The sequence below is a fragment of the Mesorhizobium sp. B2-2-3 genome (assembly GCF_006442405.1).
In the GTDB taxonomy this organism is placed as follows: domain Bacteria; phylum Pseudomonadota; class Alphaproteobacteria; order Rhizobiales; family Rhizobiaceae; genus Mesorhizobium.
In genome coordinates this window covers 76,193-90,317 of record NZ_VFWC01000007.1, presented here as the reverse complement: position 1 = coordinate 90,317, position 14,125 = coordinate 76,193, and the positions used below count along the sequence as shown (strand labels likewise).

Sequence of the window (14,125 nt, the reverse complement as noted above, 5' to 3'; positions counted from 1 at the left end):
AGGCAAGGTCGATGTATGTTCTGTTATAACAATACAAACGTGTGGTCAATCGCTATCGCGCGCCACCAGTTCCAGCGGCCAGACCTCGCGAATGATCTCTGGCCCTTTCGCGCCGGCGAAAGCCGGGAGCGAGGCGAGCAGGATTTCGCCGAGCCGCCGCCCCATCGGGTCAAGGCTCGGACGAAAGCCGGTCAGCGCCGGCGAGAAATAACGGCAGAGCGGCGTGTCGACGATGACGATCACCGCGACATCCTGCCCGGGCTTGATCCCCATTTCGGCGAGCGCTTTGCAGCCGCCGAGCGCCATCGAGTCGTTGTTGAAGATAATCGCGGTCGGCGGATCCTTCGACCGCATGACTTGCGGTGTCACCGCGTAGCCACCGGCTTCGTTGATAAAACCGTCCACAATCAGGCCGGGATCGACTTCGATGCCGTGCCGCCGCAGCGCCTTGCAATAACCCTCCAGAAACAGATAACCGAAATTCAGGTCAAGCGACGGCCGGATGGCGGCGATGCGGCGGTGGCCACGCGCAACCAGCCGGTCGACCGCATCGGCGCCCGCCTTCTCGAAATCCAGATCCAGAGAGGGATAGCTGTCGTCGCCGGACCGGCTTCGGCCGAGCGTCGCGAAGGGAAAGCCGGCCTTGCTCAGATAGTCGATGCGATCGTCCTCGCGCCGCGTCCAGGCCAGTACGACGGCATCGGCACGACGCGTCTCGACGACGCGGCGCAGCCGCTCCTGTTGATAATCCGCCGGCGCGCCCATGACGATGATCAGGTCCAGCCCGCACTCGGCCAATGTCGCTTGCAGTCCGGTGAGGAACGGAATGAAGAACGGCTCGCCATACTGCTGGTCGCCCGGATGCGGCTGCAGCATGAAAGCCACGGCATGGGTGGTGCCGCGGCGTAGGTTCCTGCCCGAGTGGTTCGGTGAATAATTGAGCTTCCGGGCCGCCTCGAGCACGCGCTGGCGTGTCTCGGCGTTCACGTCGGCGCGCCCGTTAAGCGCGCGCGAGACTGTACCGATCGAAATGTTCAGGTGCCGCGCAAGATCGTGAATGCTGGACGCCAAGACCTCCCCCTCCTGCTTCTGGCTAGCACCAGCCGGTCGTGCGGCCAAGGCGTTTCAGAGCCGACGGTACAAATCCGATTGACAATATATGCCATCGGGTGTGTCATCGTAAACGTTTACGGAAGTCATTTACGGACTGCCGTGGGTGCCAGCCAGGAGGGGTTGGCCGGAGGAGCGCTGGATGATGCACGTCGTCCTGGTCGGGTGCGGAGCCATGAGCAAAACCTGGCTCGAGGCCATCAGCCAATCCCCTGCCGTCAGGATCGTCGGTCTCGTCGACCTCGACGCCGACAGGGCGCGCCAGCGGGCCCGCGAATACGACCTCGCAGGGGTCGCGATCGGGACCGATCTCGACGCCATTCTGGGCCAGACCCGACCCGATGCGGTGTTCGACGTGGTCGTGCCCGCCGCCCGCGGCGCGGTGGCGAATTCGGCCTTTGCCCATGGCTGTCACCTGTTGACGGAAAAGCCGCTGGCCGACAGCCCGGACAATGCGCGCGCCATCATCGACGCTGCCCGGCGCGCCCGACGCGTCCATGCCGTGGTGCAGAACCGCCGCTACGTCGCCAACGTCCGGCGCATCCGGCGCTTTCTCGGCTCCGGCGCCATCGGCGCTGCGACCAGCATCCATGCCGATTTTTTCGTGGCACCGCATTTCGGCGGTTTCCGCGAAGACATGCGCCACGTGCTGCTGCTCGACATGGCGATCCATACGTTCGACGCCGCCCGCTACATGGTCGATGGCGAGCCGACCGAAGTGTATTGCCGGGAATGGGAGCCGGCCAATTCCTGGTACCGGCAGGGATCGTCGGCAAGCGCCACCTTCGAGCTCGGCCAGGGCAAGATGTTCACCTATCGCGGCAGTTGGTGCGCCGACGGTTTCCGCACCAGTTGGGAAGGCAGTTGGCGCATCGTCGGCGAACGCGGCAGCCTGACCTGGGATGGTCATGACGAGTTGAAGGCCGAAGCCGTGCTGCCGGAACGCGAAGGCCTGCTCGACAAGGTCGTGCCGGTAGCGGTGCCGCCGCTCGACCCTGCCGACCGCATCGGCGGGCATCTCGGCGTCATGGAAGATTTCGTCCGCGCCGTGGAAACCGGCACCGAGCCGGAGACGCGCGGCGCCGACAATATCAAGAGCCTGGCCATGGTTTTCGCGGCGATCGAAAGCGCCGAGACCGGGCGCCGGATCGAAATCCCCAGGCAGGAAGGATGACCATGCCGAACCCGCTTCTCGACATCAGGATCGGCACCATGGTGCGGGCCAATCTCGAAGACCCGGCCGCCTATGTCAGGCAGATCCTGCCGCTCGGTTTCGAGAGCGTCCAGCCCTTCTTCTGGCAGACGCTGGGCGGCAAGGACCTGGGGCGGCTCGCCGGCGAGATCCGCGACGCGATCGGCGATGCCGATGTCAGCGTCAGCTCGATCGGCGTGTTCGGCAATCCACTCGAGAGCGGCGACACCGACCGCGGCGTGCTCAAGGCCTGGGAAACGGTGATCGACAGCGCGCATCTGTTCGGCACCAATCTGGTCAGCGGTTTTACCGGCCGCATCCGCGGCAAGCCGCTGACCGACAGCCTGCCGCGCTACCGCGAAGTCTGGGGCGAATTGGCCAAACGCGCGGCCGACAAGGGCGTGCGCATCGCCTTCGAGAATTGCGCCATGGATGGCAACTGGGCCGCCGGCGACTGGAACATCGCCCATAATCCGGACGCCTGGGAACTGATGTTCAACGAATTGCCGGATGAGAATCTGGGTCTGGAATGGGAGCCCTGCCATCAGTTGGTCTATCTGATCGACCCGATCCCGCAGATCCGCAAATGGGCGCATCGCATCTTCCATGTCCACGGCAAGGACGCGACGGTGCGCTGGGATGTCATTCGCGAGCACGGCGTCTTCGGCCGCCTGCCTTTCGTGCAGATGCGCACGCCCGGCTTCGGCGACAGCGACTGGACGCGGGTGATCAGCGAATTGCGGCTGGCCGGATACAGGGGCGCCATCGATATCGAAGGTTGGCACGACCCGGTCTATCGCGACGATCTTGAAATGACAGGCCAGGTCCGCGCGCTGGAATACCTCCAGCAATGCAGAGGGGGCCTGAGCTACCTGCCGAACCCGACGTGAGGATTGGCCGGCGGGAGGAGCCGGACGGGATTGCCGAAGCAGATGTCGAAACCCTCGCTCGCGAGGACAAAAGGGAGGAACGTGCATGAGCATCGCCAAGAGAACGACACTTCTGCGCACGACCGTGGTGGCGACCGCCACGGCGCTCGCCGCCGCCATCTCCACCTTGCCGGCACAGGCGCTCGACGCGCAATGGTGCAAGGACGTCCACATCCGTTTCTTCGTCGGCGGCGCCGAGGGCGACGCTTTCGGCACCATTGTCTACAATGGCGCCAAGCAGGCTGCGGCCGATCTCGGACCGAAAGTGGATTACATCTTCTCAGGCTGGGACATCGAAAAAATGGTCCAGCAGCTGCGCGAGGCGGTCGCCGTCAAGCCCAACGGCATTGCCATGATGGGCCATCCCGGCGACGCCGCCATCATGCCGCTGGCCGAACAAGCGCATAAGGACGGCATCAAGATGATGTACCAGAACGTGCCGGTGCCGACGGTGGTGGCGGCCTTCGGCGGGGGCTATGTCGGCGCGCAGCAGGAACAGCAGGGCCGCGCGCTCGGCGCGGAAGCCTTCAAGCTGGCCAAGCTCAAGGCCGGTGACAAGGCGATCATGATCGGCCCGTTCGAGAATGAGAGCCGCGGCGCCCGCGAGCGTGGGACCGTCTCCGCCTTGAAAGAGGCCGGCATCGATGTCGTTCAAATCAATTCCGCCACCGAATGGGCGGCCGATCCGAATCTGGCGATCCCGGTGATCACCGCCGCCTTGCTCAACAATCCCGGCGTGAAGGCCGTTGGCTACCCCGGCGGACAGATGCTCGGCAACGTCCAGACCTATATGACGGCGGCGGGCCGGAAGCCGGGCGACATCTTCAATTTCGGCTTCGACACCAGCCCGCAGATCGTCGAGGCCTTCAAGGGCGGCTGGGTGCAACTGACCGCCGACCAGCAGCCGTTCATGCAGGGCTATCTGCCGATCCTCAGCCTCTGCCAGCAAGTGGTGCTGGGGCTGGCACCGATGAATGTCGATACCGGCGCCGGCTTCGTCACGCCTGAGAATTACAAGATCGTCGCCGAACTGGCCAAGCAAGCACTGCGCTGACCTCCCAAGCCGCCGGCCGGGGGCTCAGGCCCGGCCGGCGGGACCGCCGGCGAGAGCCGGCATGCGACAAGCAAGCGAGGACCCGATGGCCGAACGCATCATCGAACTGCGCGACATCACGAAATCCTACGGCCAGGTCTATGCGCTTGGCGGGGTCAATCTCAGCGTCGACCGCGGCGAGGTGGTCGGGCTGATCGGCGACAATGGCGCCGGCAAGTCGACGCTGATCAAGATCCTCGCCGGCGCGGTCAAGCCCACCAGTGGCGAGATCCTCGTTCGCGGCAAGCCGGTCACCGGCTGGAACGCCGCGCGCTCGCGCGACGCCGGCATCGAGACCGTTTTCCAGGACCGTGCGCTGGCAGTGCAGCAGACCATCGTGCGCAATATCTTCATGGGGCGCGAACTCACCGGCTTCCTCGGCTGGCTGAAAGTCGGCACCGAAATCAGGGAGGCGAGCCGGCTTATGCGCGAGATCGGCTTCACTTCGAAAGTGTTCACGCCGCAGTCCGTCGTCGGCCAGCTTTCCGGCGGCGAGCGCCAGGGCGTGGCGATCGCGCGCGCCATCTACAAGCAGGCCGACCTGATCATCCTCGACGAGCCGACAACGGCTCTGTCGCTGACCGAAACCGCCAAGGTCTTCCACTTCGTGCGCCAGGTGCGGGCGAGCGGGCGCTCGATCCTGTTCATCGGCCACAACATCCACCATGTCTTCGACATCGCCGACCGTTTCGTCGTGCTCGATCGTGGCACTGTGGCGCTGCAGGCCGACAAGCGCGACATCAAGTCGGCCGACACGCTCGTCAATTTCATGGAAGACCTCGCGCATCCCGGCGGACTGCCCGGCTTGGGCGAAGCCCAGCGCGCGGAGGACACAAGGCCATGAGCAACATCGCCGAGCCCAATCGCCAGGCTCCCTCGCCCCATGCCGAAATGGGCGAAGCGGCGTGGAAGCACCCGTCGGATCATTTGCTGCGCGGCTTCGTTCTCGACAATCGCGCGGCGCTGGGCACGCTCGGCGTTTTCGTGGTGATGATGGTCGCCTTCACCATCGCCAATCCGACGGTGTTCACCACCTGGTTCCTCTACAGCTCGGTGCTGACCACGCTGCCGGTGGCGCTGTTCGTGGTCGTGCCGCTGGTCTTTGTCGTTACCGCCGGCGAAATCGACCTGTCGTTTCCGGCGACGATGGGTTTTGCCTCCTGGGTTTTCGCGCTGGGCGTTCAGGCCGGCTACGATCCCTTCCTCGGCATCGTCGCAGCACTCGCCACCGGCATGCTGCTCGGCTTCCTGGTCGGCGTGCTGGTCGTCTATGGCAGCCTGTCGTCGCTGATCGCCACGCTCGGCATGAACTTCCTGCTGCGCGGGCTGATCCAGATCATCAACGAAGGCAAGTCGACCGCGCTGCCGACGCTCGGGCAAAGCTGGACCTATATGATCTTCTCCAGCCAAGTTTACGGGATTCCGGTACAGATCCTGTGGGCGCTCGCCTTCGTCGTGTTCGCCGCGCTGCTCTACAACCGCCACCGCTTCGGCGCGCAGGTGAAGGTGGTCGGCGACAATCCCGACAGCGCCCAGCAGATGGGCATCGACGTCAAGCGGGTGAAGGTCAAGGTGTTCGTCTTCGTCGGCATCGGGGCCGCGATCGGCGGCACCTTCTCGACGATGATCAACTTCACCTGGTGGCCAACCGCCGGCGACGGCTATCTGTTGCCGGTGCTGGCTTCGGTGTTCGTCGGCGGCACGCCGACCTGGGGCGGCATCGGTACCGTGTTTGGCGGCGCCATCGGCGCGCTGACGGTGGCGTTCATCCAGACCGGCGTCGTCGCTGCCGGCCTCAGCGGCTTCTATGTGCAGTTCTTCAACGGGCTGATCATCATCCTGTCGCTGCTTGGCCACCGCTGGAACCAGGCGCGCTACCGCTGAAACGCTACCCAAGGCCGGCCGTTCGGCGCGACCGTCCGAGCTCAATCCGGTAGCTACAACGGCGGCCGCGCGGACGAGAACGCAGGGCCGGGGTCGTCGATTTACGTCACGCGCAATATCGATCAAACTGATGAAATGCGACGCTTTGGGTGCACCCAGTGCACTTTCGCTTGATTTAGTGCACCCTCTGCATTAAATTTGGCGCGATGGAACAGCCACATGCCCACTTTGAAGGTTCTCGACGGCATCAAGATTCAGGTCTTTGCGGATGACCATAACCCGCCTCACTTTCACGCGTTGAAGGGTGAGTATGAAGTCCTGATCAGGATTGGCTCATGGAACGTGTTGCGTGGCCAAATGCATCGCAAAGACCTCGATGCCGTAATCGCTTGGGCTAACTCGCATGAAGAGGAGTTGCGCAATGAATGGACCCGCCTCAATGGTTGACGACATCGTAACAGTCGGCAATCCGCTCCCCAGGATCGCCTCGGTCACCATGATTGATGGCCGCCGCGTGCGCATCACCTGGCGAGACGGCCGCTCCAATACGGTTGACCTGAATCCAGTATTGAATAGCCATCGACACTTCATTCCGCTTCGCGACAATGACGAGCTGTTTGGAACCATGCGGGTTAACGAAGACGGCAATGCAATCGAGTGGGACGGGGGAGTCGAGTTGACAGCCGAATGGATCGATACCCTGCCCTCAATTGGTATGGAGAACCGGGAATTCCGCCATATCATGGACGATCTGCTGAAATTCTCGCTTGAGGGGATGGCGCTCCAGTTGGAAATCTCCAGGCGCCAAATTGCCAACTATAGAGGATCGACACCTATCCCCAATTCAATCGCGTTGGCTACTCGATATCTCGCCGAGAAGGCCGGTCAACGATGACCCCGTCTGGAGGCGGATAGGCTCGCTGACTGTTCCAAGCATGCGGCTGCTGGTCGCCGGCGCATCGTGGCTTTGGGTTGACGGTCGGTCTGTTACATCGAAGCGTCTGGTTTGGACTCATCGTAACGAGGCACCATGCCTACCCCATTGGCAGCGCGGGCCAGCGGTCCACGAGCCTGTCGCCCGAAAAAACCGCGATCGATCCGAACTGCTGCAGCACCGCCTCGCTTTGCGTCGGACGCAGGAAGGCGTAGTCGCCTGACCTGGTGGTGGCATCGCCGGGCAGGCCCATGAATTGCTGGTTCGAGGAAAGGCCAAGCAGGCCATTGGTCTCCATGCCTTCGGGAAACACCGGTTCGGCCATCCATTTGCCGCCATAGAGATAGCAACCCTTGCGCGGAAACCGGCCGACCGTCTGCAGCAGGCGGGTGACCGCCGGCGGGCCTGGCAGCATCGGCTCGACCACCTTGAGGATCGGCGTGGCGATGAAGGCCGCGGACTGGAAGCCGTCGAGGCCGGGCGTGTCGAAATCCCCGGGCAGCACGAAGGCCGACCCGATCGACACTTCGTTGGCCATGCCGCCATGGTGAAGCAGTGCCGTCTTCGAGCCGCCGATGTTCAGTGTTCGGCGCTGGTCCTCGCCGAGAGCCGCGATGAATGCCGCGGCCCGCTGCGACGCCTCTGCCAGCGCCTTTTGGGGACCGCCGAACAGACCGGGAATGTGCGGCGCGTGCGCCTCGTAGGCCATGACGCCTTCGCAGCGCAGCCGGGCGGGCAGCGCGTTCAATGCCTTCGACAGCGCGCGCGGTTCCGCGAACCCGCCCCGATGCAGCCCGACATCGACCTCGAAAGCGATGCGCAACCCGACGTCGAGTTCGGCGGCCAGAGCGCCGTATTCCGCCAGTCTCTCCTCGCTGTCGATCAGCCAGCAGATACGCGACCAGTCGGCGGTACTGCTTGAAATCGCCTGCTTTGCCGCGCCGACCGGCATCGGCTTGCCGTAGAGCATGTCGGCATCGGGAAAAGCGTCGAGCACCGCGCTTGTGATCGGCGGATGAAACGTCATGAAGCGATGGGTGCCGAGCGCCCCGGCGATATGCGAAAGCAGCGGCAGGCAAGCAAGCGACTTGTCGACCAGCCGCACGGCAAGGCCGGGCGCCAGTCTCTGCTTCACCAGGTCGATGTTGCGGTCCAGCCGGTCGCGGTCGAGCACGAGACAAGGCTGAAAGACGCCGGCCGCCCTCAACGCATCCGACAGCGTGGTGAAATAGCCGCTCATTGGCCGATGCCGAACAGGCCGGCCATGTAGGGCGAGACGAAACGGTTCTCGGGATCGATGTCTCGCCGAACAGCCATCGCATCATCCCAGCGCGGATAGAGCTTTTTGAAATCCGCCGCCTTCAGGCTGTGCATCTTGCCCCAATGCGGCCGGCCGCCATGCCTGCGAAAGATCGGCTCGGCCGCCCGCATGAAGGGCTCAGGGTCGTTGGCGGCATCGTGGTGAATGGCGATCGAGCAGGTCAGACGCTTGTAGAAGGGCGAAAGCCAGAACATGTCGGGTGCCACCGAGCGCACCTCCATCGGAAAATAAACTTCCGGAAAGTGCTTCTCGGTCAGCTCGATGATCTGCGTGATCACCTTCGGCCCCTCCTCGAAGGGCAGATGATACTCCATCTCATTGAACTTGGTCTGCCGGTCGCTGGCATAGACGTTGAGCCAGTCCTGCACATAATCCTCGGCCGGCACTTTCTTCACGGCGCCGCGGATCAAGGAGCGGCGCAGCCATGGCAGCCGGCGCAGCGCCCTGCTCAGCTTGCGTAGCGTCGCCAGGCCGGCCTCGTCGTGCTCGGTAGGCCTGGTGGTCGGGTTCGCGTCGCTGAGATCGCTGGCGATGAACTGCGCGTAGCCGGAAAACGGGATGTAGTAGAATTCGGCCGACCGGTGCGCGGCCATCATCGTCTCGAAATCGCGCAGCATGTCGGCGATCGGCAGCACCCATTTGCGGCGGCGCAGCCGGTAGGTCGCGATGTTGTTCAGCGTGACTTCGGTCAAGATGCCGAAGGCGCAGAGCGCAACGCCCATCGCATGGATCATGTCCTGGTCGCGGGTCCGATCGAATTCGCGCAACTCGCCCCGCCCGTCCACGATCTGCACCGTCTCCAACCGGGTGTGGTAAGCGCCCAGCGTCAGCCCGGAACCATGGGTGGCGGTGCCCAGCGCGCCGCCGATCGCCTGACGGTCGATGTCGCCCATATTGGGCAGGCCCTGGCCCAGGCCTTGCAGTATGTGCATCAGCGGGCCGAGCCGCGTCCCTGCCCGCACCCGCGCGCGATGGCTTTGTACATCGTGCGAGACCAGCCCCTCGATCTTCTCCAGGGAAACGATCGAGCCTTGCGATGCCACCAGCGGCGTGAAGGAGTGGCCAGCACCCGCCACGCGCAGCGGCCCAGGTGCCGTGCGCACCAGATCGGCAAGCTCGCCGGCGTCGGTTGGAGTGGCGATCAGCTTCGGCTCGGCGCGCACGAAGCCCGACCAGTTGCTCCAGTTCCGCGCGGTGATCGTCGACATCCAGCCGTCCCGTCAGACGCGCCGACGGCGCATAGTGGCCACGAACAGGCCAAGCAGGGCCACGCTGGCAAACGCGCTTGCCGCGGCGAATTCCGGCACGGGCCGGAAATCCTTGCCATTGATGAGCAGCGACGCCGCCACCGGCCCGATCGCCAAGCCGAAGAGCTGTGCGGCCGGCACCAGCAGCACGGCGGTACGCGTCTCGTCGGCCGTGATCGCCAGCCGGATCTGATAGGGTACGATGAACAACAGGATGAAGCCCATGACCAAGGCGGCGATCCAGAATGTCGTCAGGCCAGGTGCGCTGGCAAGAACAAGGGAGGAGACCAGCGCGACGGCACCGATGGCCGTAATGGCAATGCGGTAATCGATGCGCGCCTCGAACACGGTCGCCGTCATCGCGCCCAGGACCTGCGTCGCCAGGCTGGCCGAGACGATCAGACCGACGGTCCAGCTATCAATCCCATATTGCGCACCGAGCGGTTCCAGGAAGGCCCAGATCGCGCCGAAGAACATGAAGTAGCAGAAGACCGACAATAGCGCGGTGATCGACGGAACCGTCAGCACATTGGCCAGGTTCTCCTCTTTCGGCAGGTCGGCGTAGTCACCGGGTACGGTGAAAGCGGCCGCCAGCGAAACGACGCAGACGACGGCAAGCACGATGAAGCCGCCGGACGACCCCGCCTTGGGAATGACATAGAGTGCCAAAAGCAGAGCGAGCGCACATTGCGCCAGGGTCTGCAGCGTCACGAAATAGCCGCCGATGCGCTCCGCCCGGCGCGAACGGGCGATCAGTTCGGTGGCGATCGCGACCAGACCACCTTCAGCCAGCCCGGCGATGGCGCGGGCGGCGATCAACGCATTGGCGCTTGCGGCATGGGCGGTCCATACATTCGCCAGGGCCAGCAGGATCAAAAGGACGGCGCTTTTCCAGCGCATGTTGCGCGCGGAAAGCAGCATCGCCACCACGGCTGAACCGATGGCGATCGCGATCATCTCCGCCGTGGCGACCAGCGCCAGTTCATCGCCGCTGACATGGCCCTCGGTGTAGAGCGCGCCAAGCAGCACGGGCTGAAGCCCGAGGATCAGCAGCCCGACCGAGCCGATCCATAATGCGGAGCCGAGCTCGACGCCGGTCGGGTTGCCGACCAGCCAATCGCCATTTTCCGCTTGTACGGCTTGCGTCGCAGTCACGAGGCGCCTCCCAACGTCCTTGCAGTGCGATAAAAAAGCTGACAACTTGTCAGCATTACGAAACTGATACTTGATCATGTTTCTTGTCAACCGGGAATTTTGAAGCTCTCGCGAGAGATTGGGCGCATGGCGGAAGCAAGGCGGATGGCGACGGCGCCGAGGCGCAGGCCCAAGCAGGAGCGGAGCCGCGAACGCATCGACGCGATCCTTTCGACGACCATGCGGCTGATCGGCGAAAAAGGCATCGACGCGGTGACGATGAAGGAAGTGGGCGCACTGGCGGGCGGACCGATCGCCACCGTCTACCATTATTTCCCCAACAAATCGGCGATCCTGGCGATGCTCTATGAGCGCTTCTCGGAGGAAAGCCGCGCACGCTTCGGCGAGATCATCGCCGAAATAAGTGGGCTTGAGGACGTGACGGCTGCCGCGGACCGCATGATCGAGGACTATTACCGGCGCGTGGCCGACGACCCGGCCATCCAGGATCTGCAGAACGCGATACAGGCTGACAAGGCGCTGCAGAACCTCGACATTGCTGAGACAAGGCACCAGGCCAAGATGTTCTGCGACCACGTCGCTCCGATGCTGCGGCCCGACCGGCGCGAAGACTTCGCGCGCGTGGTGTTCCTGATCTTCCAGCTTGCCGGCGGCGTCGTGCGGCTAGCGCTGACGCAGGACGAGAAGGAAGGCCGCCGCACGATCGACGACTACAGGTCCATCATCCATACGCAGCTGAGATTGTTTCTGTAGTTTTCGGCGGCGGCTTTCGCGCCCCTCTCCCGTGACATCGACACGTCTTGCGTATCGAAGTATCGGGCGGCAGGATCTCTGACCGGTAGCGGCGGAGCACCCCTCCGCGCCTTGTTTCGCCGTCGATTGCGGGAGGAACCGGCGCATTTCGCATGAAAGGCCAGCGGCAACTGGCACGTTCTGCGAGCGGGCTTTCGCGGAAAACAAAATTTCGCGCCGCTGCCCGCTCGCGCGCGCCTTGACTCTCGCCAGCCAGCAGCCTATTTCACCGCCACGTTAGCACTCGCCCTGGGTGAGTGCTAACCACAGGTCCGGTACCGCCGGGCTTTGTAGATTGTCCGGCTTCGCCGGACGGAGGAACTGTTTCTCACCGTTCTCATCGAGGAAGAAAACATGGCAAAGTCGAAGTTCCGCCCGCTTCATGACCGCGTGGTCGTACGCCGGGTCGAATCCGAATCCAAGACCGCCGGCGGGATCATCATCCCCGACACGGCGAAGGAAAAGCCGCAGGAAGGCGAGATCATCGCCGTCGGCTCCGGCGCCCGCGACGAAGCTGGCAAGCTCGTGCCCCTGGACGTCAAGGCTGGCGACCGCATCCTGTTCGGCAAGTGGTCGGGCACCGAAGTCAAGCTCAATGGCGAAGACCTTCTGATCATGAAGGAATCCGACATTATGGGCATCATCGGCTGAATATCGGCCTTCCCATCAACTGAATCTTAAATCTTCGGGCTCGATCCGAGCCCCTGCCAGGAGTTGAACATGGCTGCCAAAGACGTAAAATTCTCCCGCGACGCCCGTGAGCGCATGCTGCGCGGCGTCAACATCCTCGCCGACGCGGTGAAGGTCACGCTCGGCCCCAAGGGCCGCAACGTCGTCATCGACAAGTCGTTCGGCGCACCGCGCATCACCAAGGACGGCGTCACCGTCGCCAAGGAAATCGAACTTGAGGACAAGTTCGAGAACATGGGCGCGCAGATGGTCCGCGAAGTCGCTTCGAAGACCAACGACATCGCCGGCGACGGCACCACGACCGCGACCGTTCTGGCGCAATCGATCGTCCAGGAAGGCCACAAGGCGGTTGCCGCCGGCATGAACCCGATGGACCTGAAGCGCGGCATCGACCTGGCCGTGACCGAAGTGGTCGCAGCTCTCGGCAAGGCCGCCAAGAAGATCAAGACCTCCGAGGAAGTCGCCCAGGTCGGCACCATCTCGGCCAATGGCGACGAGTCGGTCGGCAAGATGATCGCGGAAGCGATGCAGAAGGTCGGCAACGAAGGCGTCATCACCGTCGAGGAAGCCAAGACCGCCGAGACCGAGCTGGAAGTCGTCGAAGGCATGCAGTTCGACCGCGGCTATCTCTCGCCCTACTTCGTCACCAACCCCGATAAGATGGTTGCCGATCTCGAGGACGCCTACATCCTGCTCCACGAGAAGAAGCTCTCCAACCTGCAGGCCATGCTGCCGGTCCTGGAAGCGGTCGTGCAGACCTCCAAGCCGCTGCTCATCATCTCGGAAGACGTCGAAGGCGAGGCCCTGGCCACGCTGGTCGTCAACAAGCTGCGCGGTGGCCTGAAGATCGCCGCCGTCAAGGCTCCGGGCTTCGGTGACCGCCGCAAGGCCATGCTGGAAGACATCGCCATCCTCACCGGTGGCCAGGTCATCTCCGAAGACCTCGGCATCAAGCTCGAGAATGTCGGCCTCAACATGCTCGGCCGCGCCAAGAAGGTGTCGATCTCGAAGGAGAACACCACCATCGTCGACGGCGCCGGCAAGAAGGCCGAGATCCAGGGCCGCGTTGCCCAGATCAAGCAGCAGATCGAGGAGACCACCTCGGACTACGACAAGGAGAAGCTGCAGGAACGCCTGGCCAAGCTCGCCGGCGGTGTTGCCGTGATCCGCGTCGGCGGTGCGACCGAAGTGGAAGTGAAGGAAAAGAAGGACCGCGTCGATGACGCCCTCAACGCGACCCGCGCGGCCGTGGAAGAAGGCATCGTTGCCGGCGGTGGCGTGGCCCTGCTGCGCGCTTCGGGCAACCTCAAGGCCACCGGCGTCAACTCCGACCAGGCCGCCGGCATCAACATCGTGCGCCGCGCGCTGCAGGCTCCGGCCCGTCAGATCGCTGCCAACGCCGGTGCGGAAGCATCGATCGTTGCTGGCAAGATCCTCGAGAACAAGGGCGCGACCTTCGGCTACAACGCCCAGACCGGCGAATATGGCGACATGATCGCCATGGGTATCGTCGATCCGGTCAAGGTCGTGCGTACGGCTCTCCAGGACGCGGCCTCGGTCGCCGGCCTGCTGGTCACCACCGAAGCCATGATCGCGGAGGCTCCGAAGAAGGAGTCGGCTGGCGGCGGCATGCCTGGCGGCATGGGCGGCGGCGGCATGGGCGGTATGGGCGGCATGGACTTCTAATCCAGCCATCTGCTTTATGCATGTGGAAAGGGCGGCAGCGATGCCGCCCTTTTCTTTGCACATTCAGGCCTTGCTTCAGCGTAGTCGGTTGG

Annotated in this window: 14 protein-coding genes; 10 read left to right on the top strand and 4 right to left on the bottom strand. The window is 63.8% G+C overall.

The genetic code is table 11. The features are described from left to right. Nucleotides 1-45: 45 nt before the first annotated feature. Nucleotides 46-1,071, bottom strand: a complete 1,026-nt coding sequence (locus tag FJ951_RS14635) for a LacI family DNA-binding transcriptional regulator (RefSeq protein ID WP_140494255.1) — start codon at nt 1,069-1,071, stop codon at nt 46-48. A 181-nt stretch (nt 1,072-1,252) separates the two neighbouring features. On the opposite strand from FJ951_RS14635, the gene FJ951_RS14630 reads away from it, so the two are divergent. The 7 genes from FJ951_RS14630 to FJ951_RS14600 all read left to right on the top strand — a co-directional run bounded on the left by FJ951_RS14630 (nt 1,253) and on the right by FJ951_RS14600 (nt 7,103). Beyond that, nucleotides 1,253-2,284 carry a Gfo/Idh/MocA family oxidoreductase gene (locus FJ951_RS14630; RefSeq protein ID WP_140515540.1) on the top strand — a complete coding sequence of 344 codons (1,032 nt, stop codon included), beginning with the start codon at nt 1,253-1,255 and terminating at the stop codon, nt 2,282-2,284. 2 nt (nt 2,285-2,286) lie between these two features. Continuing rightward, a complete protein-coding gene (locus FJ951_RS14625; protein WP_181172239.1) occupies nt 2,287-3,192 on the top strand; it encodes a sugar phosphate isomerase/epimerase in 906 nt (301 codons plus the stop codon). Nucleotides 3,193-3,277: 85 nt separating this feature from the next. After that, the gene (locus FJ951_RS14620) at nt 3,278-4,285 is read left to right on the top strand and encodes a substrate-binding domain-containing protein (RefSeq protein WP_140515536.1); all 1,008 of its coding nucleotides are present in this window, start codon (nt 3,278-3,280) and stop codon (nt 4,283-4,285) included. 85 nt (nt 4,286-4,370) lie between these two features. After that, entirely contained in the window at nt 4,371-5,168 is a 798-nt protein-coding gene (locus tag FJ951_RS14615) for an ATP-binding cassette domain-containing protein (protein WP_140515800.1), read from the top strand. Beyond that, nucleotides 5,165-6,208, top strand: a complete 1,044-nt coding sequence (locus FJ951_RS14610; RefSeq protein WP_140515534.1) for an ABC transporter permease — start codon at nt 5,165-5,167, stop codon at nt 6,206-6,208. The genes FJ951_RS14615 and FJ951_RS14610 overlap by 4 nt, the downstream gene beginning before the upstream one ends. Before the next feature lie 219 nt (nt 6,209-6,427). Further along, entirely contained in the window at nt 6,428-6,655 is a 228-nt protein-coding gene (locus FJ951_RS14605) for a DUF4160 domain-containing protein (RefSeq protein WP_140515532.1), read from the top strand. After that, nucleotides 6,648-7,103, top strand: coding sequence for a DUF2442 domain-containing protein (locus FJ951_RS14600; protein WP_181167562.1), 456 nt, complete (start codon nt 6,648-6,650; stop codon nt 7,101-7,103). The genes FJ951_RS14605 and FJ951_RS14600 overlap by 8 nt, the downstream gene beginning before the upstream one ends. 139 nt (nt 7,104-7,242) lie before the next feature. Here the strand turns inward: FJ951_RS14600 and FJ951_RS14595 are convergent, their stop codons facing one another. Genes FJ951_RS14595 through FJ951_RS14585 form a run of 3 tightly spaced genes read right to left on the bottom strand, consistent with a single transcriptional unit; the run spans nt 7,243 to nt 10,865 of the window. Further along, the gene (locus FJ951_RS14595) at nt 7,243-8,382 is read right to left on the bottom strand and encodes an alanine racemase (RefSeq protein ID WP_140515529.1); all 1,140 of its coding nucleotides are present in this window, start codon (nt 8,380-8,382) and stop codon (nt 7,243-7,245) included. Beyond that, nucleotides 8,379-9,671, bottom strand: coding sequence for a D-arabinono-1,4-lactone oxidase (locus FJ951_RS14590; protein WP_140515527.1), 1,293 nt, complete (start codon nt 9,669-9,671; stop codon nt 8,379-8,381). The genes FJ951_RS14595 and FJ951_RS14590 overlap by 4 nt, the downstream gene beginning before the upstream one ends. A 12-nt stretch (nt 9,672-9,683) precedes the next feature. Further along, nucleotides 9,684-10,865, bottom strand: a complete 1,182-nt coding sequence (locus tag FJ951_RS14585; protein WP_140515525.1) for an MFS transporter — start codon at nt 10,863-10,865, stop codon at nt 9,684-9,686. Between the two features lie 126 nt (nt 10,866-10,991). Between FJ951_RS14585 and FJ951_RS14580 the strand changes: the two genes are divergently transcribed. The 3 genes from FJ951_RS14580 (at nt 10,992) to groL (ending at nt 14,033) form a co-directional block, all read left to right on the top strand. Further along, nucleotides 10,992-11,618, top strand: a complete 627-nt coding sequence (locus FJ951_RS14580) for a TetR/AcrR family transcriptional regulator (RefSeq protein ID WP_181165128.1) — start codon at nt 10,992-10,994, stop codon at nt 11,616-11,618. Between the two features lie 393 nt (nt 11,619-12,011). Further along, nucleotides 12,012-12,308, top strand: coding sequence for a co-chaperone GroES (gene groES / locus FJ951_RS14575; protein ID WP_006203049.1), 297 nt, complete (start codon nt 12,012-12,014; stop codon nt 12,306-12,308). Nucleotides 12,309-12,377: 69 nt separating this feature from the next. Continuing rightward, complete coding sequence (gene groL, locus FJ951_RS14570; RefSeq protein ID WP_140494274.1) at nt 12,378-14,033, top strand: chaperonin GroEL; 1,656 nt, start codon at nt 12,378-12,380, stop codon at nt 14,031-14,033. Nucleotides 14,034-14,125: the final 92 nt, after the last annotated feature.